At 56.5% G+C, this 22,871-nt stretch carries 17 protein-coding genes; 12 read left to right on the plus strand and 5 right to left on the minus strand.

Going from position 1 to position 22,871, the window contains the following annotated elements:
* The first annotated feature begins 8 nt into the window (after window positions 1–8).
* From PH562_RS06340 to PH562_RS06390, 11 genes are all read left to right on the plus strand, one after another.
* Complete coding sequence (locus PH562_RS06340) at window positions 9–1,337, plus strand: dicarboxylate/amino acid:cation symporter (RefSeq protein ID WP_113231205.1); 1,329 nt, start codon at window positions 9–11, stop codon at window positions 1,335–1,337.
* A 296-nt stretch (window positions 1,338–1,633) separates the two neighbouring features.
* Window positions 1,634–2,167 (plus strand): NUDIX hydrolase, encoded by a 534-nt coding sequence (locus PH562_RS06345; protein ID WP_113231206.1) that lies wholly within the window; start codon window positions 1,634–1,636, stop codon window positions 2,165–2,167.
* Between the two features lie 304 nt (window positions 2,168–2,471).
* Window positions 2,472–2,717 (plus strand): helix-turn-helix domain-containing protein, encoded by a 246-nt coding sequence (locus PH562_RS06350; RefSeq protein WP_092706051.1) that lies wholly within the window; start codon window positions 2,472–2,474, stop codon window positions 2,715–2,717.
* Between the two features lie 411 nt (window positions 2,718–3,128).
* Entirely contained in the window at window positions 3,129–3,692 is a 564-nt protein-coding gene (locus tag PH562_RS06355; RefSeq protein ID WP_285172088.1) for a DUF982 domain-containing protein, read from the plus strand.
* Window positions 3,693–4,587: 895 nt separating this feature from the next.
* Entirely contained in the window at window positions 4,588–5,280 is a 693-nt protein-coding gene (locus PH562_RS06360; RefSeq protein ID WP_113231209.1) for an outer membrane protein, read from the plus strand.
* A 53-nt stretch (window positions 5,281–5,333) separates the two neighbouring features.
* Window positions 5,334–6,524, plus strand: coding sequence for a Hint domain-containing protein (locus tag PH562_RS06365; protein WP_167078167.1), 1,191 nt, complete (start codon window positions 5,334–5,336; stop codon window positions 6,522–6,524).
* A gap of 896 nt (window positions 6,525–7,420) precedes the next feature.
* On the plus strand, window positions 7,421–9,223 hold the full coding sequence (locus tag PH562_RS06370) for a Hint domain-containing protein (RefSeq protein ID WP_285172090.1): 1,803 nt from the start codon (window positions 7,421–7,423) through the stop codon (window positions 9,221–9,223).
* A gap of 192 nt (window positions 9,224–9,415) precedes the next feature.
* Window positions 9,416–11,566, plus strand: coding sequence for a tetratricopeptide repeat protein (locus PH562_RS06375; RefSeq protein ID WP_285172091.1), 2,151 nt, complete (start codon window positions 9,416–9,418; stop codon window positions 11,564–11,566).
* Window positions 11,567–11,661: 95 nt separating this feature from the next.
* Window positions 11,662–12,498: a class I SAM-dependent methyltransferase gene (locus tag PH562_RS06380; RefSeq protein ID WP_285172092.1), complete on the plus strand. Its 837-nt coding sequence runs from the start codon at window positions 11,662–11,664 to the stop codon at window positions 12,496–12,498.
* Window positions 12,499–12,550: 52 nt separating this feature from the next.
* Entirely contained in the window at window positions 12,551–12,745 is a 195-nt protein-coding gene (locus PH562_RS06385) for a hypothetical protein (protein ID WP_285172093.1), read from the plus strand.
* A gap of 458 nt (window positions 12,746–13,203) precedes the next feature.
* The gene (locus PH562_RS06390; protein WP_285172094.1) at window positions 13,204–14,445 is read left to right on the plus strand and encodes a hypothetical protein; all 1,242 of its coding nucleotides are present in this window, start codon (window positions 13,204–13,206) and stop codon (window positions 14,443–14,445) included.
* Window positions 14,446–14,674: 229 nt separating this feature from the next.
* Here the strand turns inward: PH562_RS06390 and PH562_RS06395 are convergent, their stop codons facing one another.
* Both PH562_RS06395 and PH562_RS06400 read right to left on the minus strand, forming a co-directional pair.
* Complete coding sequence (locus tag PH562_RS06395; protein WP_285172095.1) at window positions 14,675–15,775, minus strand: DUF4214 domain-containing protein; 1,101 nt, start codon at window positions 15,773–15,775, stop codon at window positions 14,675–14,677.
* A 143-nt stretch (window positions 15,776–15,918) separates the two neighbouring features.
* Window positions 15,919–17,130, minus strand: a complete 1,212-nt coding sequence (locus PH562_RS06400; protein ID WP_285172096.1) for a KpsE/RkpR family capsule polysaccharide export protein — start codon at window positions 17,128–17,130, stop codon at window positions 15,919–15,921.
* Window positions 17,131–17,294: 164 nt separating this feature from the next.
* Between PH562_RS06400 and PH562_RS06405 the strand changes: the two genes are divergently transcribed.
* The gene (locus tag PH562_RS06405) at window positions 17,295–18,104 is read left to right on the plus strand and encodes an ABC transporter permease (RefSeq protein WP_285172097.1); all 810 of its coding nucleotides are present in this window, start codon (window positions 17,295–17,297) and stop codon (window positions 18,102–18,104) included.
* 36 nt (window positions 18,105–18,140) lie between these two features.
* Here PH562_RS06405 and PH562_RS06410 read toward each other — a convergent pair whose 3' ends face one another.
* From PH562_RS06410 to PH562_RS06420, 3 genes are all read right to left on the minus strand, one after another.
* Window positions 18,141–18,899, minus strand: a complete 759-nt coding sequence (locus PH562_RS06410) for an FkbM family methyltransferase (RefSeq protein ID WP_285172167.1) — start codon at window positions 18,897–18,899, stop codon at window positions 18,141–18,143.
* Between the two features lie 343 nt (window positions 18,900–19,242).
* Window positions 19,243–20,610: a glycosyltransferase family 4 protein gene (locus tag PH562_RS06415; RefSeq protein ID WP_285172098.1), complete on the minus strand. Its 1,368-nt coding sequence runs from the start codon at window positions 20,608–20,610 to the stop codon at window positions 19,243–19,245.
* Window positions 20,607–22,724, minus strand: coding sequence for a capsular polysaccharide biosynthesis protein (locus PH562_RS06420; RefSeq protein WP_285172099.1), 2,118 nt, complete (start codon window positions 22,722–22,724; stop codon window positions 20,607–20,609). Before PH562_RS06420 ends, PH562_RS06415 begins: the two co-directional genes overlap by 4 nt.
* Window positions 22,725–22,871 lie beyond the last annotated feature (147 nt).

Genomic DNA, 22,871 nt, shown 5'->3' on the forward strand with positions numbered 1-22,871 from the left:
AGGACATCATGATTGCTCCCATCGCTGCCGCGGAAACGCGCGCCAAAGTTCCCTTCTACCGGCATCTCTACGTGCAGGTTCTCACCGCCATCGCCGCCGGCATCCTGCTTGGTCACTACTATCCGCAGCTCGGCACGTCGTTGCAGCCGCTGGGTGATGCCTTCATCAAGCTCGTGCGCATGGTCATCGCGCCCGTCATCTTCCTGACGGTCACGACAGGCATCGCCGGCATGTCGGACCTGAAGAAATTCGGGCGTGTCGTCGGCAAGTCGTTCATCTACTTCCTGACCTTCTCGACTTTGGCGCTGATCGTCGGTCTCATCATTGCCAACGTCGTGCAGCCGGGTGCCGGCATGCACATCAATCCGGCGACGCTGGATACGAAGGCCGTCAACAACTATGCGGCGCAGGCCCATGACGCGTCGGTCGTCGGCTTCCTGATGAACATCATTCCGGATACGATCGTCGGCGCTTTCGCCAAGGGTGATATTCTCCAAGTGCTGTTCTTCTCGGTGGTCTTCGGTATTGCGCTTGGCGCTGCCGGCGAACGCGGCCGCCCGGTGACCGATTTCCTGCAGGCATTGACCACGCCGATTTTCCGCATGGTTGCCCTGCTGATGAAGTTCGCTCCTATCGGTGCCTTCGGCGCGATGGCGTTTACCATCGGCAAATATGGTATCGGCACGATCGCCAATCTGGCCTTCCTGATCGGCACCTTCTATGCCACGTCGCTGCTGTTCGTGCTCGTCGTGCTCGGCGCTGTCGCCCGCTATAACGGTTTCTCGATCCTGGCGCTGATCCGCTACATCAAGGAAGAACTGCTGCTGGTGCTCGGCACCTCGTCGTCTGAAGCCGCATTGCCGGGCCTGATGAACAAGATGGAGCGTGCCGGCTGCAAGCGCTCCGTCGTCGGCCTCGTCATTCCAACGGGTTACTCCTTCAATCTGGACGGCACCAATATCTACATGACGCTGGCGGCGCTGTTCATTGCGCAGGCGACCGATACGCCGCTGACTTTCGGCGACCAGATCCTGCTGCTGCTCGTCGCCATGTTGAGCTCCAAGGGTGCTGCCGGCATCACGGGTGCAGGCTTCATCACGCTTGCTGCGACCCTTGCAGTCGTACCGTCGGTTCCGATCGCCGGCATGGCACTGATCCTCGGCATCGACCGCTTCATGTCCGAGTGCCGCGCCCTGACCAATTTCGTTGGCAATGCGGTAGCCACGGTCGTCGTCGCCCGTTGGGAAAACGAGCTCGACCAGACCAAGTTTGCCGCCGCGATGGCGGGGCAATTGAGCGAAGAGATCGAGGTGCCTGCCCTGCAGGCGGCCGAGTAAACTTCGCATCATCCTCCCAAGGATGAAACGGCCTCTTCGGGGGCCGTTTTTCGCTTTCGTGCCGTTCGATCACAGTTTCATGTACCACCGCCAGACGGTTGATCCCTCCAGTGTCATCAACAGCCGCCTTCATAAAACTGTCACCGCAACGGCTCACAGCATCATACTGACAATTGTGAATTTCGACGAAACCCGAGCGGATAGGAGGGCAGCGTGTCACAGACGATTTTTGTGAGCGCCAGCCAGCCAGTTTCGAGAGGCGTGTGCGTCGATCGGCCATATCGCGAGTAGCGCACATGGCTTCCTCACTCTCAGCACAGCAAAGAGCCTTGCGACGGTCGGGGAGCTTTCTGTCCGAGCTTGCCTCTCATGCGGAGGAGTTGCTGCACGGCCAGGTCCATGAGCAATATGCGGCCATCTGCTACAGGAAGGTACCCGAATGCGAGGATGCCGAGATGCTCCTCGTCACCAGTCGTGAAAGCGGCCGATGGGTCGTTCCCAAGGGTTGGCCGATCAAGGGCAAGAAACCATACGAGGTTGCTGCCATCGAGGCTTATGAAGAAGCCGGAGTGCGCGGCAAAGTGAAGAAAAAGCCTTTCGGCTATTTCACCTATCTGAAACAGCTTGCCGACGGCAATCGCGTCCCCTGCATTGTCGGACTGCATCTGCTTGAGGTTGATCAGACCTTGCAGGACTTCCCGGAGCGAGGCCAACGCCGCGTCGAGTGGGTCTCCTTCATCGAGGCAGCCAATCGTGTGCGTGAACCGGAACTCAAGGGGCTCCTGCTGGCGGCCGAGCGGAAGGCGCGCAAGGCAAAGGGCAGGAGGTGATCGCCATCGTTACAGGGTGGTTCGCAGTCGGCCGGTCGGCGGCCGTCGTCGGAAGACGGTGCGCACCAGCGTTCATTCCTCTGTAACCGTGACGTGTTGTCGCTATCACAGAATATTAAATCGCGACATTAGCCGAGAGCCAGGCGATTGGCAGCTATGCGCTTCCGTGCTTGCCCTCGCCGTATTGATGCCTATATTGACGCAGCGTTCGGCCGTGTCTGTTTAGGTCGATATGCCTCATGGCTGCAATAGCTGCCTTCACCCGGCAACGAATTGGCCGGCGGACTTTGGAAGGAGAAATTTCATGTCCATTACTCCGAATAATATCGATAGTTCAAAGGTTTCTACCGTTCCTGATGGTGAGATTGCTGCTGCGGTGCGGCAGGCGCGTGAAGCCATCGGTTACACGATTGACGACCTCTCGGAGACCTGTGGCCTCACCAGTGAGGAAATCACAGAAATCGAGGCTGGTGCCGAGGCCGATCCAGCGAAGCTTCGCCGCATTGCTACCGCATTGCAGGTTCCTCCATCGACTTTCTTCATCGTCTGAGCAGGCGGCGCACTTCGGTGCGCCCCTTCAACTTTCCGACGGGTTTTTCGTCGCAAAACACTGCAGATTTTGGCGCGACACATGCTCCGGTTTGGCATGATGGCTCTAAAGAGAGCTATGCGCTCATGAGGGGAGATCTCCATGCCGAAGAGAGCCCATTTCGGCCGCGGATGTCTATCGGCTTTTAAGCGAAAACTTCTGTAATTATACATCGAAAATAAGCCAATATCCGTGTGATTTTGTAGGTAATCGCTCTTTCTCCTGTAGCGATACTGGTCAAAATCGTTTCAAAGCTTTAACCTGTACCAATCAAATACGTTTTATTAGTCGTACTTTTATCGAAACAGCATAATGCGGCAGCGCCTGCCGTAGATGAGATGTATTCGATAATGCTCAGTGGGACATACAGGCATGGGGCGGAATGATAAGAATGGCGGCGCCGACCTCGATCATGGCGAGCAGCTCGTTAATTCGATCCCTGTTGAAGTTCCCAGTCGTCAAACGAACGCGGATTATCGCCTGGCTTTACCCCCGGAGCGAACACAAGCCGAAGAGAGCAGTTTGGGTCGTGCGCCAGCTGAAGAGGACAAACTGGCAGCCCTAGACCGGATCGCTCGGGATATGACATTGCTCGCCACACTCGTGACGAGACGGCGACACGCCAAATCCGAAAGCACCGAGGATCAAGATCAGGCGCCACTAAGTGACGCCTCCAACGATCCAGAAGAATTGGCATTCGCGCCTATCGGCATCGCACCGCGTGATGGTGACGAGATTCAATTCATCGGTTCGATCAGTCAAGCCGTAGAGTATCTTACGACGCAATGGCCGATCCGTAGCGGAGATGCCTTCGAAGAAGCGTTACAAGCCTGTATCGACGGCGTCAAAGGCAGAGCCTCGCCTGAACGGGTTCGCTCTGCTTTCCTCAAAGCAGCAGGTGCGGCCAGTATACGCGTCATTCCGTCCGGCGATTAAGCCGCCAGTCTGCCAAAGCTTCCCGTCCCGTGGACTCACAGAACCCCCGCAGCGTGCGAGAAAGACGCAAGCGCATGGCGAACTGCGCATGGTACAAACGAGGAGGCCCAACCGGTTCTTGAAGCAAGGCGGCTGGGCCTCCCGTCCATCGCAAATTGGCGGTTGCGACAGCTACGAAGATGTGGCTTGCCACTGCCCTGTCGTCCATACGCAAAGCGACAGTAGAGGTCTGATTGCGCCTGACGTTGGAAAGCAGGTTTCAAAGTAAGCCGTTGCCTAACGCCGGCACGCCACTTGTCCCGCAATGCTACAGCTCGATATGCCGAGTTCTTCCCCGTGTGAATGCAGCGCGAGCACAGCCCATATACGTCTGCTTCAGCGCATGCTTTGCGGACCGGTTCTTTCCGAAAAGATTGATGGCTCAGGGCGTTGAGCGCAGTTGGGAGGCCAGACGTTCCTTCAAAGGGTCCGCCCCGTCAGGCCTCCCGGCGCAGCAGATTGGTATCTGCGGTAGCGCTCGAAAGCTGCAGAACAGCGCGTGGACTGTCTATATCGAAAACGACAGGTTGCATCCGATTACGTCATCGGAATTGACGGCGGTCTTTCGTCGACGAAGCGAGTTGTCCGCATGCAGCGACGCGGAGCCCTCAGTCTGATTCTAAATCGCGTTGATCGGCAATGGCAGATTCCGGAATTTGGATGCTCGCTAAAGTATAGAATCAGAATTACCTCAATACATATTGCGACAGTATTATACAAATAATGTATAGTTTATAAAAATATTTATTAGCAATTACGTATTTACAGCTATAATCGCGTCGATATTATGGCTTCAACGTGAACTTTCACAAGTTACATGTTGAATCTCGTGAATTCCTTTAAGGAGAATTTTCGAATGCGCAAGTTTTTGGGATCCACCGTTTTCCTGATGGCGGCGGTTGCGGGGAGTACCGTTTATGCAGCAGACCTTGCGGTTTCCACGCCGCCTCAAGCTCCTATTGAAGCTGCGCCGGTATTTTCATGGACCGGCTTCTATGTGGGCGTGAATGCCGGCGGCGGTTTCGGCGGCAGCGATGATGTTGGTTTCCATTCCTTCGGAAATTACCTCGGCAGATACGGCAAGCTCGAAGGGTCCGGTTTTCTCGGTGGCGGTCAAATCGGTTACAACTATCAGTTCGACCCCAACTGGGTAGTCGGCCTCGAAGCCGATTTTCAGGGTGCTGACATCAGTGACTCCTTCAGAAACGGCACCGCAAGCGCATCTTCCAAGATCGACTGGTACGGCACCGTCCGTCCTCGCATCGGTTATGCCTATGACAATACTTTGTTCTATGGCACCGGCGGTCTCGCCTATGGGCATGTCGATTACAAGGGTGCATTGGCCGGCGTAAGTTTCGACGATGACAAGACCAAGACTGGCTGGACCATAGGTGCGGGCGTCGAACATGCTTTCACTGACCATGTGACGGCAAAACTCGAATATCAGTATGTCGATTTCGGCAGCAGCAACATGGGCGGGGATGCGCTCAACTCCAAAGCCAGCCTTGATTTCCATGCCGTTCGGGTGGGTCTGAACTACAAGTTCTGACGGCAGCTTTGCCCTAAAATACAACATGTCAATCTGTCGGAGGGGATAACAACATGGCTTTGATTGGCATCAACCTAATCAACAACGGCACGACCAGGATTGATAGTAGCAATGCCGGCACTCCCTCGGATAGCATCCAACTCAATCTTGTTGCCAAAGGCACAGTGATTGTTGACAGCGTTGATGTCGAGATCAGTAGCATCGTCGGCATCGGCGCGGCTTCAAATACAACGATCAAAGCGATTGGTGGTGCGAATGTGACAATCAATGCCGGTCTCGCAAATGTCGGGGCCGCTTCGACCTATACTTATGCGATAGGTGCCAATTCGAGTATTACGGCGGATGTGGGCCTGCTTACCGTTGATCTTTTGAACGGAGCTACCGTGGATTTTGCCGATGCAAATGGCAGTGGGCTTTTCGCCTACGATCCAGGCGGCATCAATTTGAGCCTCTCGGCCCCGCCGAACGTCGTAAACGTTCAATCAGGAGACAGGATAGAGGTGGTAGGCTCGAACGTCGTCTCTCAAGCAGGGAATACCATCACCTTCTTCGGCGGTTTGCTGAATGCGATACCGTTCGGCTCCTATACTATACCCATGGGTGTCACCTACACCTATGATGCCAACACGGATAGCCTGACTTTTACGAGCTGCTTCCTGCGTGGCACACTCATCCGCACACCCGAGGGAGATACTCCGGTCGAGGATTTGCGGGCTGGCGATCTTGTGGTCACCCACAAAGGCGTTGCGGAAATCAGATGGGTCGGACGGCGCCGGATTGATCCGAAGGCGATCGATAAGCCACGCGATACCCTTCCGGTTCGCATACAGGCGGGCGCCCTTGCCGAAAACGTCCCGTCCCGGGATCTTTACGTTTCGCCGGACCGTTGCATGTTTCTGGAGGAATCGTTGATTCCAGCAAAGTTCCTCCTCAACGGGACGACGATCACGCAGGAGACGACTTTAGTGCCGTTCGAGTATTACCATATCGAGCTCGAACAGCATTCGATCATTCTTGCCGAAGGCGCACAGACCGAGACATATCTCGCTCTTGGTGGTCGTATGTCTTTCCTTGAGCCTGGTGTATTGCGGTTCGGTTCCTTTGCAAGCACGGCAACGCGCACCTGGAACGACTGGTGCTATCCGCCAGTCTATGCCGGCAGAGTGCTCCAGCAGGCCCGTATGTCTATCGAAAGGCGGGCGGAGGAAATGGGCTATCGAGTCCGCGAGGCTGAAGCATCCTGACGGTTTCGTCCTATTTACTGGATGTGGATCCGGTCAATGGACGAGCTTCGAGAGAGCTACCGGTCGCCTCGAAAACACGCGGGTCCTTTTCCATCCCGCGTTCTCCCTGTTTTGAGTATCTGCCGATTGTCACGACTACTCATCCTTACCTGTTGTTTTACAAAGGGGATACACATCAACTCCCCATCGACCTGACGGCATAACGATAGGTGTCGATCTTAGGGCTATAATGCGCTCACAAGATCTTCACTGCTTATGCACGTTAAGATTGTTAAATAGCCAAATCTATGCCTTCCTTCAGTGGTTCTCAACGCCACAACTTCGGCACATCGGTGCCTTCAGGGACGTCCATCCCACTATCGGAAACGACAATCTCCGCGAGTACCCTGATGGTGCGCGGCTCGGCGATGGCGAAATAATCGAGCATTGCTGCAGAGCAAGAATACCTCGCGCTGCGTAGCCGATTTCAATCCGAGCGAACCCCATTCTCAAACCTCAAAATCTTGCTGAGAAAAGCTGGCGAACGATCGATCGGCGGCCTTTAGACGGTAAGCGAGGCGCCCCGAATCTCCATCACGGCGGACGCTGCACCCATCTCACAACCAGTGTGATTCCGCTTTGGAAAGTCAATTACGCTTCGGAGAAAATCAGAAAAAATCTCTGTTAAACTATGATCATAAAGATTTTGTCGCGTTTTATACTGTTGTGACGGGAATGGTGTGGCAGGGGCGGGATTGCCTGGACAAGAGTGCTGATGGTCTTTGCATGCTCTGGAGTTCCTCGTGCTACGGCGTTGAAGGAGATGTGCGAAGGGCGAACCGAAGCTCCATCGTCCTACGCGATGAGGGTCAGCATAGACTAGTTCTGAACTCGTTTACTTCAACGGAGCAAGAAACATGGCGGAAGGCAATTATAGCGCCACCACAGCGAGTGGCGTACAATATAATCTGACCTACAACCCTGGTGGCATAGGTGGGATAGGTGCAAATTACAACCTCACCATCACCAACCCGGATGCTACGACAACAACGGTAACCAATATCGCGCCAGGCAATGTCGCGACGCCGGTTAATGGCACCAGTTCGCTGTCCATCCTCTCGGTTCTCGGGAACACCAACTATGTGGTCGCCCCCGGCGCAACGGCAACCGTCAACATTACCGCTGCGCTAGCAGGCTCGTCCACGGTCTATGTGGGCGGCAACGCTACCATCAATTCCGGTATTAGCGCCCTGAGCAGCATGACCGTCATCGTTGACGGCGGCACCGCCACCGCTGCCGGCGGCTCGGTCCTCGGAGCGCTGAGTGGCTTGACTGTCGATATCGAGAATGGCGGCACGTTCACCAACGGAACGGCCTTGATAAGCGCGCTGAACGGCACGACCATCAACTTCGGAGCCGGTGGGGGCACCTTCGTCGCGAACGCCGGTGGGGCTGTTCTCGATCTTTCGTCGACGACCATCAATAGTTTCGATGCCGCGACGGACAAGATTGAATTCCAGGGGCTGGTCGGATCGATCGATCACTACACCATCACTTCGAGCGGCGGCTCCCAGACGATCAGCCTTTTCGACAGCGGCAACAATCCGCTCGGAAATGTCACCGTTGCCGGCACTAGTTTCACGACCGGCACTTTCACAGCCGGCCAGGCAGGTCCGCTGACAATCACTGCGAATGGTGCGGCGATAGACATTACTCCGGTGGCAACACCCTGCTTCGTTTCCGGAACGCGTATCCTCACCGCCCGCGGCGAGGTCGCCGTCGAAGATCTGAGAGTTGGCGACCTGGCGATCACGGCGACCGGCGAAGCTCGGCCAATCATTTGGATCGGCAGCAAACAGGTCGAACGGCCGGTGCGCAACGAATGGCCGGTCCGGGTTCGTGCGGGCGCTTTCGGCGATAACCTGCCCGCTCGCGATCTGCTTCTGTCCGGCGGCCATGCGGTATGCGTGGACCTGATGGGCGAAGTGTTCGTGCCGGTCGGCGAGTTGGCCAATGGCGCGACGATCGTGCGCGAGGAGTGGCCCGAGGTCACATATTGGCACGTGGAGCTGGAAAGCCATGATGTGCTGATGGCCGAGGGCATGGGCTGCGAGAGCTACATGGAAGTGGGCAATCGCGCCTTCTTCGGCAGAGCCTATGGTCGCCTTGTCGAGGTCGACGCCGCCCAGCGTGTTGCCGAGAGCCTGACCCGTTATTCCCGCCCCTTCGTCGACCGCGGTGTCCTCGTCGAGGCGATCCGCGAGCGGTTGATCGCGCGGGCGGAGGCACTCGGCTGGAGCCGGGCTGCGGATATGGACCTGCACATGCTGGTCGACGGCAAACGCGTGGAGGGGCAAATCGACGGCGACCTCGCCCGGTTCATCTTCCCCGCTTCCGCCAAGACGGCGAGCCTGGTGTCGCGGACCTTCTCTCCCGGCCGCGAGGTTCGTGCGCTCGGCGTGCGGCTTGAGAGCCTGCGCATCTTGGATGGCCTCAAGACCGATCATGTCGTTGCCTTGGACGGCCTCGTCGGCCTTCATCCGGAAGAGCTCGCCGCAGGTTGCAACTGGTCCTGGACCAATGGTCACCTCGAGCTGCCGGCCACGCTGTGGGCCGATTGCAAGGGTCATGTGATCCTGCGCCTGACCGGTTATGCGGAAGCCGGCCAACCTTGGGTGGCGCCGGAAGAAACAGACGTCGCGGGGCTCCGCGCCGCTTGAGGAAAGCCCACCTTGCGGCGGCCCACCTTTGGGCCGCCGACTGAGTGAGGCGCTGTTCAGCAGCCGGAGACGGATGGGATAGACCTATCCGTCTCCGGCAGGAACCGGCGGAGTTGCGAGCGCCGACGAACCATCGCCGAAATCCCCTTAGCCATCGCGATCAACCTGACCCAACAAACCGGGCGAGATTTCATGAACATTTTTCGCAGCAAGGAAGAAATGAGAAATGTCGTCCGTGAGGCCGACGTGGCGCGGGATGCGAGACTGTGGCAGAAAGCGGCCGACTTGTATGACGAGCATCTGCAGACCAATCCCGAGGACACGGGGATCTGGGTTCAGGCGGGAAACTGCCTCAAGGAGGCGGGTAACTACCGTGAGGCAGCCAAGCGCTACCAGAAGGCGCTCGAGCTCAGCCCGGATGATTCCGACATTCACCTGCAGCGCGGGCACCTGCTGAAGGTCATGGGTCGCACGGGCGAAGCAATCGAAAGCTACAAGCGCTCGGTAGAATGCAACCCCGGCAACCACGATGCCGTCATAGAACTCGTGGCAGCGGGTGCCGCCGGTGATGTCTTTTCCGATTTCAGCGCCGAGAGCGAAAAAGCGGTGAAGACCATTTGGCTCGATGTTACCGACCTCATGGAATATGCTCAGCACAACAAGAGCCTGAGTGGAATTCAACGCGTCGTTGCCAACCTCGTCCTTCATATCGAGTCCGGTATTTTCAAGGATTACCGCGTTATCCCGGTAATCCCCGAATATGATCGCCATCGTATTCTCGCCGCGAGCCCCGCGGCACTTGCAACGCTTGTTCGTCAGTTCGATGTCCCGATCGTCGATCGCAGCATGGTCGATAAGGCAATTGCAGCCGTGTTCGACGCCCGCTTCGAAGTTTGGCCCACGCAGGATGATATATTCGTCGTTGCGGGCGCTTTCTGGATCTATCCGCACTACGATGTCATGCGGAAGCTTCGTGAAAAGGGCATGCGCTTCTGCGTATTCATTCACGATCTCATTCAGATCCGGAATCCGGAATATGTCCAGCAGGCCGCCGTCGACAAGTTTCAAAGACAGCTGATCGACGTATTGTCGGTTTGCGATTTCGTTCTGGCGAATTCGGAGTTCGTCGCATCCGAAATCAGGGCCTATTTCAAGGAGCGTCTCAACTTCGAGCTGCCCGTCAAGGCAATTCCGCTTGCTACGGAGCTGCGGAAGACACAGAAGAAGAGCAGGATCCTTAATACCAACATCCTCGGCATGGCAGAGGAGGAATATGTCCTCTGTGTTGCAACGATCGAGGTTCGCAAGAATCATATGTACCAGATCCGCATCTGGGAACGCCTGATCCGCGAACTGGGGGAGAAGGCACCGAAACTCGTCTGGGTGGGCAAATGGGGTTGGCAGATCGACGAATTGCGCCACCATCTGGCCACTCACGGCTATGTCGGGGACTGGCTCTACATTTTCAACGACATTTCGGATGACGAGCTGGAATATCTGTACCGGCATTCTCTGTTTACGACCTATACAAGCTTTGCCGAAGGCTTTGGCCTGCCCATTGGCGAGAGCCTGAACTACGGCAAGCCCTGCATCGCCTCCAACGCCACCTCGATGCCAGAGGTTGGGGGGCATTTCGTGCGTTACATCAATCCGTACAACGTCGAGGACGGCTATAACGTCTTTAAACAGGTCATTGTTGATCGCAATGAGCTGGCCGACTGGCAGCGCGATATCAAAGAGAATTTCGTGCCAAAATCATGGGATTCGTTCTGCTCCGAGCTGTTCTCGACGGCGATCGACATGAGCGTTGGTCTGGGAGACCAGCCTGGGCTTTTGAATTGCCGCTTGCCTCGCAACACGATCATCGAAGGTGGCGACAAGGCACTGTTGCGCATCGCTGCCGAAGGCCGGCGGATTCTCACGTTTCGCGCAGCGCGGGATTCAGGCTGGTTCGCTATGGAGGATTGGGGCGTTTGGGCAAGCCAACGCCGCTCGCGGCTTGTGTTCGATAGCGAACTCGCCGAGGGCGAGAGCGTGCGCGTCTATCTTGAGGTGAAATGTCCGCCTCTCAGCGAGAATATCGCCGTTATCGCCGATGCCGGGGGAGAAACGTGTTCTTTCCAGCTCGTCGATCGGTCGACCTATATTTCGTTCGAGGGCATCGTCGGGCCACGCGGGAGAGTTACGGTCAATCTGCTGACGCGGGGCAGATTTGGTGATACCGGCGATCGGTCATGCCATCTCGGGCTCTCAGCCGTTGCGTACTGCGATGGGGCGGATCCACTGGAACGAGTGGGTTTGTTGGAGAAAGTCATGCTCCAATCGCAGCTAGGCCGAAACTGATCGATGCCGTCCCGTTAGGCGGCTTGGTCCGCTTCAATTCCGAAATTGATCAGTATCTCGATCTCGGAGATTAATGCTGTGTATGGAGAGTTTTTATGGGTGGAGACACAGAAACGTTCTATCAATTCCAGCTTCCGTCTTCTGTGGTTTGTCGACATGAGCACTTCCATGAAGATTGGTTCGAAAGATGGGCGAAGGCGATTGACCCCAACTGGAGTTACGAGCTGAAGCATCACAGAAAGCTCTGGGAATGGTGTGCGATAATACAGGCTCTCCAAGAGAGGAAGAAGCTCATTGAGGGCTCCAAGGGCCTCGGCTTCGCTGTCGGAACTGAACCTCTATCCTCGCTTTTTGCCAGCCAAGGAGCAACCATCGAGGCAACCGATCTTTTTGTCGGAGAGGAGGCCGATCACTGGACCGGAACCAATCAGCATGCGAGCGGTCTCGACGCTCTTTATAAAGATTATTTGCTAAGCAAAGAACTATTCCAACGCAGAGTATCTTTCCACCCGGCAGATATGCGGGATCTGTCGGGGTTCACTCCGGATAGTTACGACTTTATTTGGAGCTCTTGCTCGTTTGAGCATCTAGGGAACTTGGCGCTTGGAATTAACTTCGTAGAAGAATCGTCAAAGTTGCTTCGAAAAGGCGGCGTTGCCGTTCATACAACGGAGTTCAATTGCTTGTCTGACGAGATCACGATCGATAATGCAGTCGACGTGATTTATCGAGGCCAAGATCTGCGGCGCCTAAAGAAGACGCTGGAAGAAAATGGATTTGATGTTGCGCCATTGGATTTAAGGCTAGGAGACGACGACGAAGATCGCTTGTTCGATTATCCGCCGTACGGAATGCATAATCGCGATCACATCAAACTCTATATGCAAGGGTTTGTTGCCACATCCGTTCTTCTTATTATCACAAAACTATAAACCCTACGGAACAGCGGCGGCGTCATCTCTATTGGTCAATGGAGACTATAAAATGCGAAACCGCATCCATGGATATATCTTACACGTAATTGCATTTCTGCTGATTGCCACCGCAGCGCAGGCCGACAACGTGCAGACAGCAACGAATACCGCTGCTCTGTCGGCGATGAGTGTGTCGGATGGGCCTCCTGCTGTCATGCGTCTCGGCTATGCAGCGGCAGGTGATGCTCCGCCCTTCTTTACATAGCATCATCTTCACCCTGCTCGATGAATTCCGGTTCCGGCGATGGTGGTGCGCAAGTACCGAGTGCCGATGGGAAATGCTGGGTCGCTACATTTCCGGCAGAAGGCGCAGATATTCGAGAATGGGGGGCGAAAGCCGACGGATCTACCCTTGCTACATCCGCATTCAACGCCGCGTTTGCTGCCGGAAATATCTGTGTCCTCGTACCGCCCTCGACAAACGGATTTTATGTGGATGCTTTGACGATCCCCCAGGGCAGATGCTTACGAGGCTCCGCTACCGCGCCTGGAAATTATAACGCGGGATATGCCGGCACGTCATGGATAAAATGCGTAGCTGTTGCTAACTCGACTTGCGTCCTGTCGGCTGCTTCCGATGGCTCTCATAGCCCCGGAATAATTGAGCGGATCACGATCGTCGGTTCGCCATCGGTGCCGAATTCCGGTGCGGTCGGTTATCAGATGACGGACGGCTACAACATAACCATCAGAGATCTTAGTGTCTTTAACTTCGATACCTGCACGAAATGGGGTCCGACCATTGCTGGCATTGCGGCGCATGTCTACAACCTAAACCAAGGCCGATGCCGGACGCATTATTCGGTCGTTGACGGTTTTCCCGAGGTCTATGTTTATGGCGGCCGCTGGGGGATGAATAATGCTGGGGATTTTACGAACTCTGACGATTTTGTTCTGTTCACGCGGACGACGGTTGTCGGTGCTGGTGGCGGCCCAAATACGGTCATTCTAGACGGCATTCAGTTCAATCCGGGCGTGGGTGGCGTCGGCTGCGCCTTCAAATGGGGCGGATATACAGGCTCCGGCGGCGCGCAACAAGTTTTCAAGATCACGAACTCGCATGTCGAATATCACACCTACACGGGATCGAACGCGAAGGGCTTTTTCTGCTCCGATAATACAGTTCCCACCATTCGTGCGCTTTGGATTGACAATGTCGATGGTGATAACGGCTTGACCGGGGGACTCTTCAATTTCAACTCAGCGACCGCATTGCAAGAATTCCATATGAAGGACACCACATGGAACTGCAGCGGGACAAGCATCGATTTCTCTGCATCGACCAGTTATGGTGAGGCAAATTTCTTCACGCATAACACTTGGTGCGGAACGGTCTCGTGGGCCGGAGGATCGAGCACATCGCTTTTCCTCAATCAAAACACGGACATCGGCAAACTCACGCTGAGTGGGACGTGGGGCAATCTGGTCAACTCCGACAACATGGTAGGCGGACTAGCAGACACTGCGACGGGGAACATCAGTGCATCCGGTTTTGGGCAAATTGCCTGGACTCCCGTCGTGAAGTTTGGCGGAAGCGGCGGCAGTAGCACGGGCTGGACCTATACATCGAGCGGATTTGCGGCGAGGTTGCCAAACGGCGGCTTCAAGTTGCATGGCGAGATCACCTTCTCAGCAAAAGCAGGAGGCGCGGCGACGGGGAGCTTCAATGTGTCCGGCTCCCCATACCTGTGCAGCACCTCCGGCGTAGGAGATCCAGGTGGCGGCACGCCGATGGTCCTGCTCAACATGTCTGGGCTGGTGAGCAGTGTACAGGCGCAGATGCTCTCGGACTCGACCGTCGTCTTGACCCAGTATGCAAGCGTTGGTCAAGTTGTCCTAACGGATGCCAATTTCACCACAAGCTCTCAAATTCAGTTCGACGTTGAGTGCAATAAAGCTCAGTAGCCTGGGTGAATGTTATCGGTCTCTAGCATTACGATGTATTTTCGATTTTAGGTGAGCTTGTCGCCTGGCGGCGACGTGGTGTCCTCGCCGCAAAAGCGGTCGTGATGATGGATGAAGATCAATTCGCTGTGCCAGGTCACTGATCGTCTGCCTGCATGCCGAATGATCAAGCATCCTTGCGAAAACGCCGACACGAGGTAGGCTTCGAAACACCGTCCCAGGACCTGGATCAGAAAAACGCCGGATTGCGCCATACCTGATCACCATCCGCAACAAGCATCGGATCTCCGTGCGAATCGTCCCTCATCTTTGCGGCAACGATGCCTTCGCAGACCCAGCCATGCTTGGGAAACAAGCTGATGAGGCGTCGATCCAAGTCAGCGGAATGCGTGCCAATGAATACGCGCTTCACCTGCTTCGTCACCACATCGATATGGTGTTCAAAGAGGTCGCCCTCGGCACCTTGAATATCGCAATGGATGAGATCAATGGTCCCTTTGCCGTTCAGGATCGTTGCGAGACTATAACATGTAACCTCTTCAATTTCCGCGACAAGGCCGCCATGGTGCCTCACGAATGTCCCGAATGCATCGCCATCATTGCCCTCGCCAGAAAAAGCAGCGGCGGCGCCATAGACATGCCCGGCCTGCGCTGCCCGAGGGAACCTGGCTATCCCGTCCTCAACGCCGATGACCCCATGGATAACGTCGGCATCGCTATCGAGGATGGAGTTTTCACGAAACGAATGGTGAATATAATCGATATGACCGCGATCCCCTTCGATCGGGATCACGTGAGCGCTTAAGCCTTTCTGTTTGGCGGCCGCATAGCCGATTGCCGACCAAGGTGCCCATCCGGCGCCGAGCTCGATCATGCTGAATCGCTCCCGAGCGTCGAGAACTGAACGCAATACCGCGATCCATTCCAAGGCGGCCCCATGAAAATTACCGGGAAACGGAAATGATTCAACCAGTCCCGAATGGCTTGCAAGACCGACATGGTTCACGTTGGAAACGCAACCGAGAAAGTTGGTCACAAAGCCTGCTCGGCCCGGACCCTCATACTTTCTGAATTGCCGAAATACATCCATTGCCTCTCTTCTGGAGGAACCATATGTGTGAATGTATCCATGTATGGTCTTAAATTCATCAGAACCACTGATTTGCCGTATAAGATCTTCATATGAAATTGAGTTCTTCTCCAGCAAATCGAGATAAGAACTCATGCCGTTCTTGTCAGGATCTCTTCCTAGAAGGCCTCTATATGCCGCGATGATGACGTCCTTTGCATTGCTTGTTTTCGATTGCTCTTCGATCACAATGTGCTCCATTTCCGTTTCTATGTGATAGTGAACTTCAATAAATGCATGGGTTGCAAAAGCGATGCGGCACGCCTAACTGCGATTAGACAACCCTCTCAGAGGCACTAATATCGAGGTCGGCATATTCGGGTTCGATCATAGCTCCGGCAAGGTCAGCCGCTTTCATGATCCCTGAAGGCGGTGACCATGAGCCAGCCCAACAGATAACAAAGGCTCAAGGACAGGAAAACGACTGTAATGTTCTTGAGCGCATAAGGCATCTCTGCCTCGTCGGGCATCTGCGGTGGAACGACGACCTCAAGATAAAGCTGTTGGCGGCGGGCATCGGCTCGGGCCGCTTCGAGCGAATCAAGAGCGGAAACGAGCGCCTTGTTGGAAAATTCCCGCATCAGGACGAGACTTTCGTAATCCGCAATTCTGGGCGCGACGGATTTATCCGATCCGACCATCTTAGCTCGTTCGTTCTCGATCTGCTGCTCCAGTGCAGCGATCTGGCTCGTCAGAAACGGAATGGAACTGCTATCCGGCGCAGTCTTGCGCGTTTCCGCAAGCCGCGCCCGGCTATTGGCGAGAGTGGACGTCAGATTGCTGATGAGATCGATCATCGACATGGAGCTGGCATTCGGATCGACCATCAGCTCCTTGTTTCTGAAGTTCGTTATGTTTCTCTGCGCGTCGATGACCCGCTGCTGCGCCTGCTGCACCTCGCCATCGGCAAAGCGAACCGCATCGCCGCGGGCGCGATTGTTGAGCCGGTCGAGAAGATCGCCGCCGAGTGCCAGCAATGAGGTGTTCAAGTCCGCGGCATCCTGCGCGTGAAAAGCTGTCGTCCGCAGGACGGTGATGCCTGTGGTGTCGTTGTGAATGACGGAGACACGGCTCGAATAATAATTAAAGAGCTGTTCCTCGCTGTTGTTTTCCCAGAAGCGCGGAAAGCGCGTCAGCCAGTCCGCTTGCGGACTGCCGAAAATAGCACGTACGGGAAGCCGTTCGGCAAGTTCCTTCAGCGCCTGACGGGAGCGGATATATTCCTGCACGGAAAAAGTATCGTCCTGCGAGCGCGTTATCCCGCTGTTCTGCAGCAGAGAGCCGAAGACATTGGAGGATGGCGGGGCGGCCATGCGGACGACGAAGGAGGATTCGGACACATAGATTGGAGCGGCGATGAATGCGTAATAGGCGCTGACTGCCAGGGTAGGGGCAATAACCGTTAGCAGATAAACGCTTAGACGGCCGTAACGCTTGCGACGCTTTCGGGCTTTTGCAGGTCCGGCAATCGAAGTTGCAATCATGCGGCGGAAAGGCTGCGGCCGCTGCTCTGCATCGACTTTCTTGTTTTGGGTCTCGGAGTTAATCAGAGCCATGATCATGCCCTTTCTGGTGATCGTCTGCCGTTGCAGATCTGCGAGCGGACGCCATGGACGCTAATTGTCCAAGCCCGGCGCAATGAAGATTGAGCGGTTGCCCTTCGCCGGTATCGTTGACCGACCGTCCGATGGAGATGGGATGGCGAGCAGGAGGGCTTCGGATGCATCAGGTCTCGGCAAACGCGCGCGGGGGTTCGCAGTTCATTACCGGATTGAAGATTCAGGGCCGCGTCCTTGGTGCGCTGATCATGCGCGAAATGCTCATACGCTACGGGCGGGAAAACATCGGCTTCCTGTGGCTTGCGCTGGAACCGATGATCCTGACCACGGGTGTCATGATCATGTGGACGCTGCTCAATCACGAGGCGCACGGATTGACGGTTGCGGCTTTCGTTTTGAGCGGTTACATGCCGCTGACACTCTGGCGTCACATAACCGGTCACGCGGTCTCTTGCCTGCGTCAAAACATGCCCTTGATGTACCATCGCCAAATCCGCCTGGCTGATGCCATAATCGCCCGTGCGCTTCTGGAGACCGCCGGCACGACCGCCGCTCTCATCCTCGTCTACACGGTTGCGCGTTTGGCAAACATCATTCCGCCCTATCAGAATCTCGCTCTGGTGCTGGCGGGCTGGTTGTTCATGGCCTGGCTCTCTTTCGCGGTGGCGCTCATCTTTGCCGCCGGTTCGGAACGGTTCGAGTTTGTTGAGAAGCTGGTGCCGCCATTTCAATATCTCACATTGCCGATCTGTGGCATGTTCTTCATGGTGGCCTGGCTTCCCAGTGGCGCCCAGAAGCTGGCGCTCTATGTCCCTCTCGTTCATTGCTTCGAGCTTTTTCGCGCCGGCGTCTTCGGCGATTCGGTGCAAACCTTCTATGACATCGATTACCTTGCGAAGTGCTGCCTGTTTACGACGGCTGTCGGGCTCTTCCTGATCAACGTGGCACGCAATCACATCAAGTTCGAATGACGCTGCGGCGGGCGCGCTAACGTTTGGCATAGTTTGTCACCTGGCTCTGGAATTCCAAGGAGCGTGGGAGCGTTGTAACTCCAGCTGCTGAAGCCGCCGGTCGACGTCCTCTGCACGATCTTCATGAACCGCAAATATGTTTGCCACGGTGCCGGCCGAGAAGTTTGAGTTGAATTCCTCGGATGTCGCCATTCGCGTCAGGCGATGCCCGGAACTTGTCCAGATGTGGTAGCCGAAATCTGCGAGCTGACGGTGGATCGCGCCTGGAGCGGTTTTGGAGACAATGGAGAGCATATGGTGATTGATCTCCATCAATAGAGAAGGCTTACATCTGGCGATGGTTCTTTGCGCCCCTTTCAGGAACAAGCCTTCCGCTCCCTGTATGTCGACTTTCATGACATCAGGCCGCAGATTGCCGATAACACGATCCAGTGTTTCGACTTTGGCCATGCGATCGGTCTTGGCTTCAGCGCGGGTAGTAATCAGTCGCGTGGCTCCCGCGTTGACCGTTTCGCCCGCGTCATCAAGCGGCAATTCTCCCGGAACATCGGCAAGAGCGAGCTGGTGAACGCTCACTCGGTCTCCAAATCCGTTCTCCGCGATCGATCGGTTGAACAACTCGCAGAGCTTCGGCAAAGGCTCGAAGGCGAGAACCGTTCCTCTAAATGGCGAATGATGGGCTGCGACAGAGAGGGAATAGTACCCGACATTGCCGCCGACATCGATGAATTGCCCGTTATCGGGCACGATGGCTTTCACGAGTTCGAGGTCGAACTTCTCATACTCACCGTTCATGATACCGAAAGAAATATGATATTGGCGAAGGTCCAGATACAATTTGAAATTGTATCGGGTTTCAAAAAGGACGACGATCGACCTCGGCACGAAATTGTGAAACAGCAATTCACTATGACGTTGGTGAAATTCGTTAGAAGTCAGAAAGCGTCTGCGGTGGTCGTCCAGCGGAAGGTCGGTGATTTGCAGGAGATGGTGGCCGATGACATTTCGCTCATCGTCGTTGATCGGACGGCCGAGAATGAATTTGTAGCAATTCTCGATGTCGTAAAAGCTTGTCACATCGCTGCTCCCACGTCCTGCTGACCAACTTTGTTATTTGTTGTGCCTGCACTGCTGCGTCTCACTGCAAAACTGGCAAGGTCGATATTCTCCCGATGCGCCTCGGAGCCCGCTGGGCAGCATGGCGTCGGGCCGAAAAATCGGCCTCGATCAACGCCTCCAAATCATCGAAATGCGTATCCCACCCGCTCGATAGGCCGGGCTTCATTCGGCGTTGCGGCGTTGCGGTGATCATGTCCAACGCGGCTCTCCAGCTCAGCCCATCAAGCGGGTCGAGAAAGATAGCGGGCTGTCCGGCGGCGGCTTCGCGATGGGCACTGATGTTGGAGGCGATGACGGGCGTGCCGAGCGCGATGGCCTCGGCGACAGGCATGCCATAACCCTCGGTGAAGGATGGAGCCAGAAGACCAGCTGCGCCAGCGACCAGCTGCGCTAAAGCCGCATCCTCCAGCCCCGGCACCTCGATGACAAGTCCCGGCAGGGCAGGGCATCGCTCCAGCATTGCCAGGATGTGGCTGTTTTCCCACCCCCTCTTGCCGACGATGACGAGCCGCGGAGCCGTCGCCCCATCGCGTTCGGCCAGATGTTGCCACAGGTGCAGCAGCAACATGTGGTTTTTGCGCGGTTCGATCGTTCCGAGCGTCACGAAGTAGGGCGTCCGCGGGCGCGGTGTGTCGTTTGGCGGAGACAGGAAGCAGCGCTCGATGCCTGGAGGCAGCACAGCGATGGAGGGGGGCGTCCTGTCACTCTGCTGGGCAAACGTGCGCAGGGCACGTGCGGTTACCTGCGAATTGCACAGCACTAGCGATGCGTGTTTCAGCACCGTCTCCATCCTGCGGCGATGCCGCTCCGGCTCTTCCGGCCGGACGAATTCCGGATGCGATAGCGGGATGAGATCGTGAACGTAGAAGACGCCGTTACGGCCGGTTTCTCCCAGCCAGGAAAAAGCGGAAGTCCGATCAAGGCGGCTGTGTGATACGTGGACGAAGGAAGCCTTGGGCGGTAGCATCAGACCGTGCGCGAAGCGATTGGCAACAGCATGCACGATCTTGCGCAGTTTTTGCGTATGTGCTTCGCCTGCCTTCACTTCCGCTGCAGCCTGCCACCTGATCTTGCCATCGATGGCGGCGAAAATCCGCTCGAGAAGGGCGGCCTGCGCGGGCGAGATTTCTGTTGCCGACCAGCGGCTGTTGAGCATGGAGACCAACTTGTCCGCCCGCTCGGACGGAATGGCGACGGCGCCGTTATGGCCAGTTTCGACAAACCACGACGGTGGCGGAAACGCATCGAGATCGGTCAAGGCAGTCCGTTTGCGACGCTCGTTCAACCAGTTCGCATAATGAAGCTCATAGCGATCGATACCGGTGGGCGTCGGGCAATGCGCCCGTTCCATCAATCTGGAAATATCCATAATGATGGGCTTGGTCATAATTTTCTAGCCTCGAGCATGTGGATGGCCTGTGCCAGCCAGCGCCTCCGTGATGGATTGGGAGCCGTGCCCAGACGGGAGCGATAGAGTTCGGCGACCACGTCTTCCGCTTCGCACGGAAGATTGGTGATGTTCGACCAGTATCGGGGGTAGAGGATGAGCGTGCCGGCGACGAGTGCGTCTAGCGTTAAAGCGCGCTTTCGCCGCAACGAAACGACTGAATCCTGCGTGAGGCCCCAGCCGGCATAGAAGGGGAGACCATGACACCATACCGGCTTTTCTCGCAGCAGCGCTTCGAACCCGATCTGGGATGTTGCGACGTGAACCTCGTCGACAACGCCGAGGAGATTATCCAGATCGACATTGCCGATGACGAGATCGGTAGCCTCCGCCGGTGGCAATGGAGGCGGATGACGGCCAGCCGCCTTCGCCAGAAGATCGGGATGCTGCTTGTAGATGATGAATGCCGTCGGTCTCGCCCGCCGAACGGCCTTGAGCAGTTCGATATCGGATGGATGACTTGCCATACCGAACCGCAGCGAGGCGTCGTTTGGCACCTGTCCGGCCACGAGGACGATATCGCGGCCTTCGGCGAGAGCGCGATAATCCGGCGCCGGCTGCGGCGGCAGATTGTATTTGGTGATGCCCATCGAGACGATGGCTTGCCGCAGGCGCTTTGCACGCGCAAGAAGCGCATCGTCGAAATTCGTCCCTTTCAGGATCGTCTCCAGCCGGCTTGGAGCGGAGGCATCGAAATAGATGCCTTGGTCATCGAAGCAGAGCGAAGATGGCGGCACCAGCGAGCTGCCGAGGCCGGAGGAGCGAATGAAGCCATCTTCAACCCGAATGATCGGCAATCTCTTGCCCTGCTTCCACAGAATGGATTCATCGGGAGCAGTGGTGTTCCCCCAAAGGACGATGGTGTCGGCACCCTGGATCTCTGACGCGCTCGGATTGGTGGCGAACTGCACCTGCGACCGGGGGCCGCTCAGATAGCGGCGCATGACCGCGCGCTTGTGAAGCGAGAAATTGACGCAAAGGTAACGGCCGGAGAGCGCTCGGGCGCGCGTGCGCCATTCGAGCAGCCGTTCGACTGCCTGCTCGGCCGTGATCGGGCTACGCGAGACGGGATCGGCATAACGGGAGTATTGAAAGAGCGCAGCTGCAGCAAATTCGTCTATGCTGACACGGCGTCCACGACGAGAGCGCGCCGTCGTTGCGACCGCGCCCACGGCGCGGTCCGCAGTCAGTCCCCAGCCGGCATAGGCGGGCATGCCGAAGGTGACGACGGGTATTTCGCGCAGAAGCGCCTCCAGCCCGAGTTGACTAGATACGGTCCAGACCTCATCCACCATATCCAGCAGGGAGTGTGTCGAGACAGGGCGATCCAAAATCTGCACGCCTGCCGCTCGGGCGCGGGACTGAAGAAAGCCCTGGGCCTGGCCTGCGATGACGTCGGGATGGCATTTGACGATGATATCGGCATTTTCCTCGGCAAGAGCCGCCGTCCACATTCTTGCGAAGGTCGCTGCATCGGCACCGGCGCTTTGCACAGCGTGACTTCCCATCACCTCGTCGACAAGCAGGATGCGCCTGCGACGGCTTCGGCGAAGCGAAATGGTCTCGTCCCGCAGCTGATTGTCTTGGGACAACCGCTCGTGGATGATCCATCGACGCAGGTCGCGGGCGCGCTGAATCTCCGTGTCGGATGGCGCATTGTGAAGCAGCGCCTCCAATCGCGAGGGCTGGCGGGCAGAAGAATGAATACCGAGATCGTCGGCGACGATGGAGATGGGCGATGTGGCGTCCTGACCGGTCGATTGTAGGAAGCCGCCCGCCACTGTCCAGAAGGGCAGATGTAGCACCTGAGCATAGAGGCGTGCCAGGCGGGCAAGCGGCCCGTCTCCCCAACTGACGACGCCATCTGCGGCACCCATCGTCAATTCGATCGGCTTGAGGGATGCGGAGAAGGCTGGGCCGATGAGGGGAAAGCGCTGACGTGTCGGAAGAAAAGCAAGCAGCCGCGCGTTGGTCGGGGGCAACCAGGATGGCTGCTCGTCTGTCTTTGCCGAGGACCGCGCCTCCTGGGGAAAGATCATCGAATCTATGTGCATACAAGTCCCCCCAAAAAGATGTCCGCTAGGAGCGATGACTAGCGCCTGAACGAAACTGCCTGCCATGTCCGCTCACGGCTGGCTGCATGAGCGGAACCGCCTTTTGGGGCATGAAGGGCAACGGTAGCTGGATGACATCTTCCGGTA

The organism is Rhizobium centroccidentale (assembly GCF_030182565.1).
Lineage (GTDB): Bacteria > Pseudomonadota > Alphaproteobacteria > Rhizobiales > Rhizobiaceae > Rhizobium.

Bases quoted from the DNA above. Each gene is read 5' to 3' on its own strand.
- PH562_RS06340 (WP_113231205.1), top strand. From the start codon at position 9: ATGATTGCTCCCATCGCTGCCGCGGAAACGCGCGCCAAAGTTCCCTTC.
- PH562_RS06345 (WP_113231206.1), top strand. From the start codon at position 1,634: ATGGCTTCCTCACTCTCAGCACAGCAAAGAGCCTTGCGACGGTCGGGG.
- PH562_RS06350 (WP_092706051.1), top strand. From the start codon at position 2,472: ATGTCCATTACTCCGAATAATATCGATAGTTCAAAGGTTTCTACCGTT.
- PH562_RS06355 (WP_285172088.1), top strand. From the start codon at position 3,129: ATGGGGCGGAATGATAAGAATGGCGGCGCCGACCTCGATCATGGCGAG.
- PH562_RS06360 (WP_113231209.1), top strand. From the start codon at position 4,588: ATGCGCAAGTTTTTGGGATCCACCGTTTTCCTGATGGCGGCGGTTGCG.
- PH562_RS06365 (WP_167078167.1), top strand. From the start codon at position 5,334: ATGGCTTTGATTGGCATCAACCTAATCAACAACGGCACGACCAGGATT.
- PH562_RS06370 (WP_285172090.1), top strand. From the start codon at position 7,421: ATGGCGGAAGGCAATTATAGCGCCACCACAGCGAGTGGCGTACAATAT.
- PH562_RS06375 (WP_285172091.1), top strand. From the start codon at position 9,416: ATGAACATTTTTCGCAGCAAGGAAGAAATGAGAAATGTCGTCCGTGAG.
- PH562_RS06380 (WP_285172092.1), top strand. From the start codon at position 11,662: ATGGGTGGAGACACAGAAACGTTCTATCAATTCCAGCTTCCGTCTTCT.
- PH562_RS06385 (WP_285172093.1), top strand. From the start codon at position 12,551: ATGCGAAACCGCATCCATGGATATATCTTACACGTAATTGCATTTCTG.
- PH562_RS06390 (WP_285172094.1), top strand. From the start codon at position 13,204: ATGACGGACGGCTACAACATAACCATCAGAGATCTTAGTGTCTTTAAC.
- PH562_RS06395 (WP_285172095.1), bottom strand. From the start codon at position 15,775: ATGGAGCACATTGTGATCGAAGAGCAATCGAAAACAAGCAATGCAAAG.
- PH562_RS06400 (WP_285172096.1), bottom strand. From the start codon at position 17,130: ATGGCTCTGATTAACTCCGAGACCCAAAACAAGAAAGTCGATGCAGAG.
- PH562_RS06405 (WP_285172097.1), top strand. From the start codon at position 17,295: ATGCATCAGGTCTCGGCAAACGCGCGCGGGGGTTCGCAGTTCATTACC.
- PH562_RS06410 (WP_285172167.1), bottom strand. From the start codon at position 18,899: ATGAACGGTGAGTATGAGAAGTTCGACCTCGAACTCGTGAAAGCCATC.
- PH562_RS06415 (WP_285172098.1), bottom strand. From the start codon at position 20,610: ATGACCAAGCCCATCATTATGGATATTTCCAGATTGATGGAACGGGCG.
- PH562_RS06420 (WP_285172099.1), bottom strand. From the start codon at position 22,724: ATGCACATAGATTCGATGATCTTTCCCCAGGAGGCGCGGTCCTCGGCA.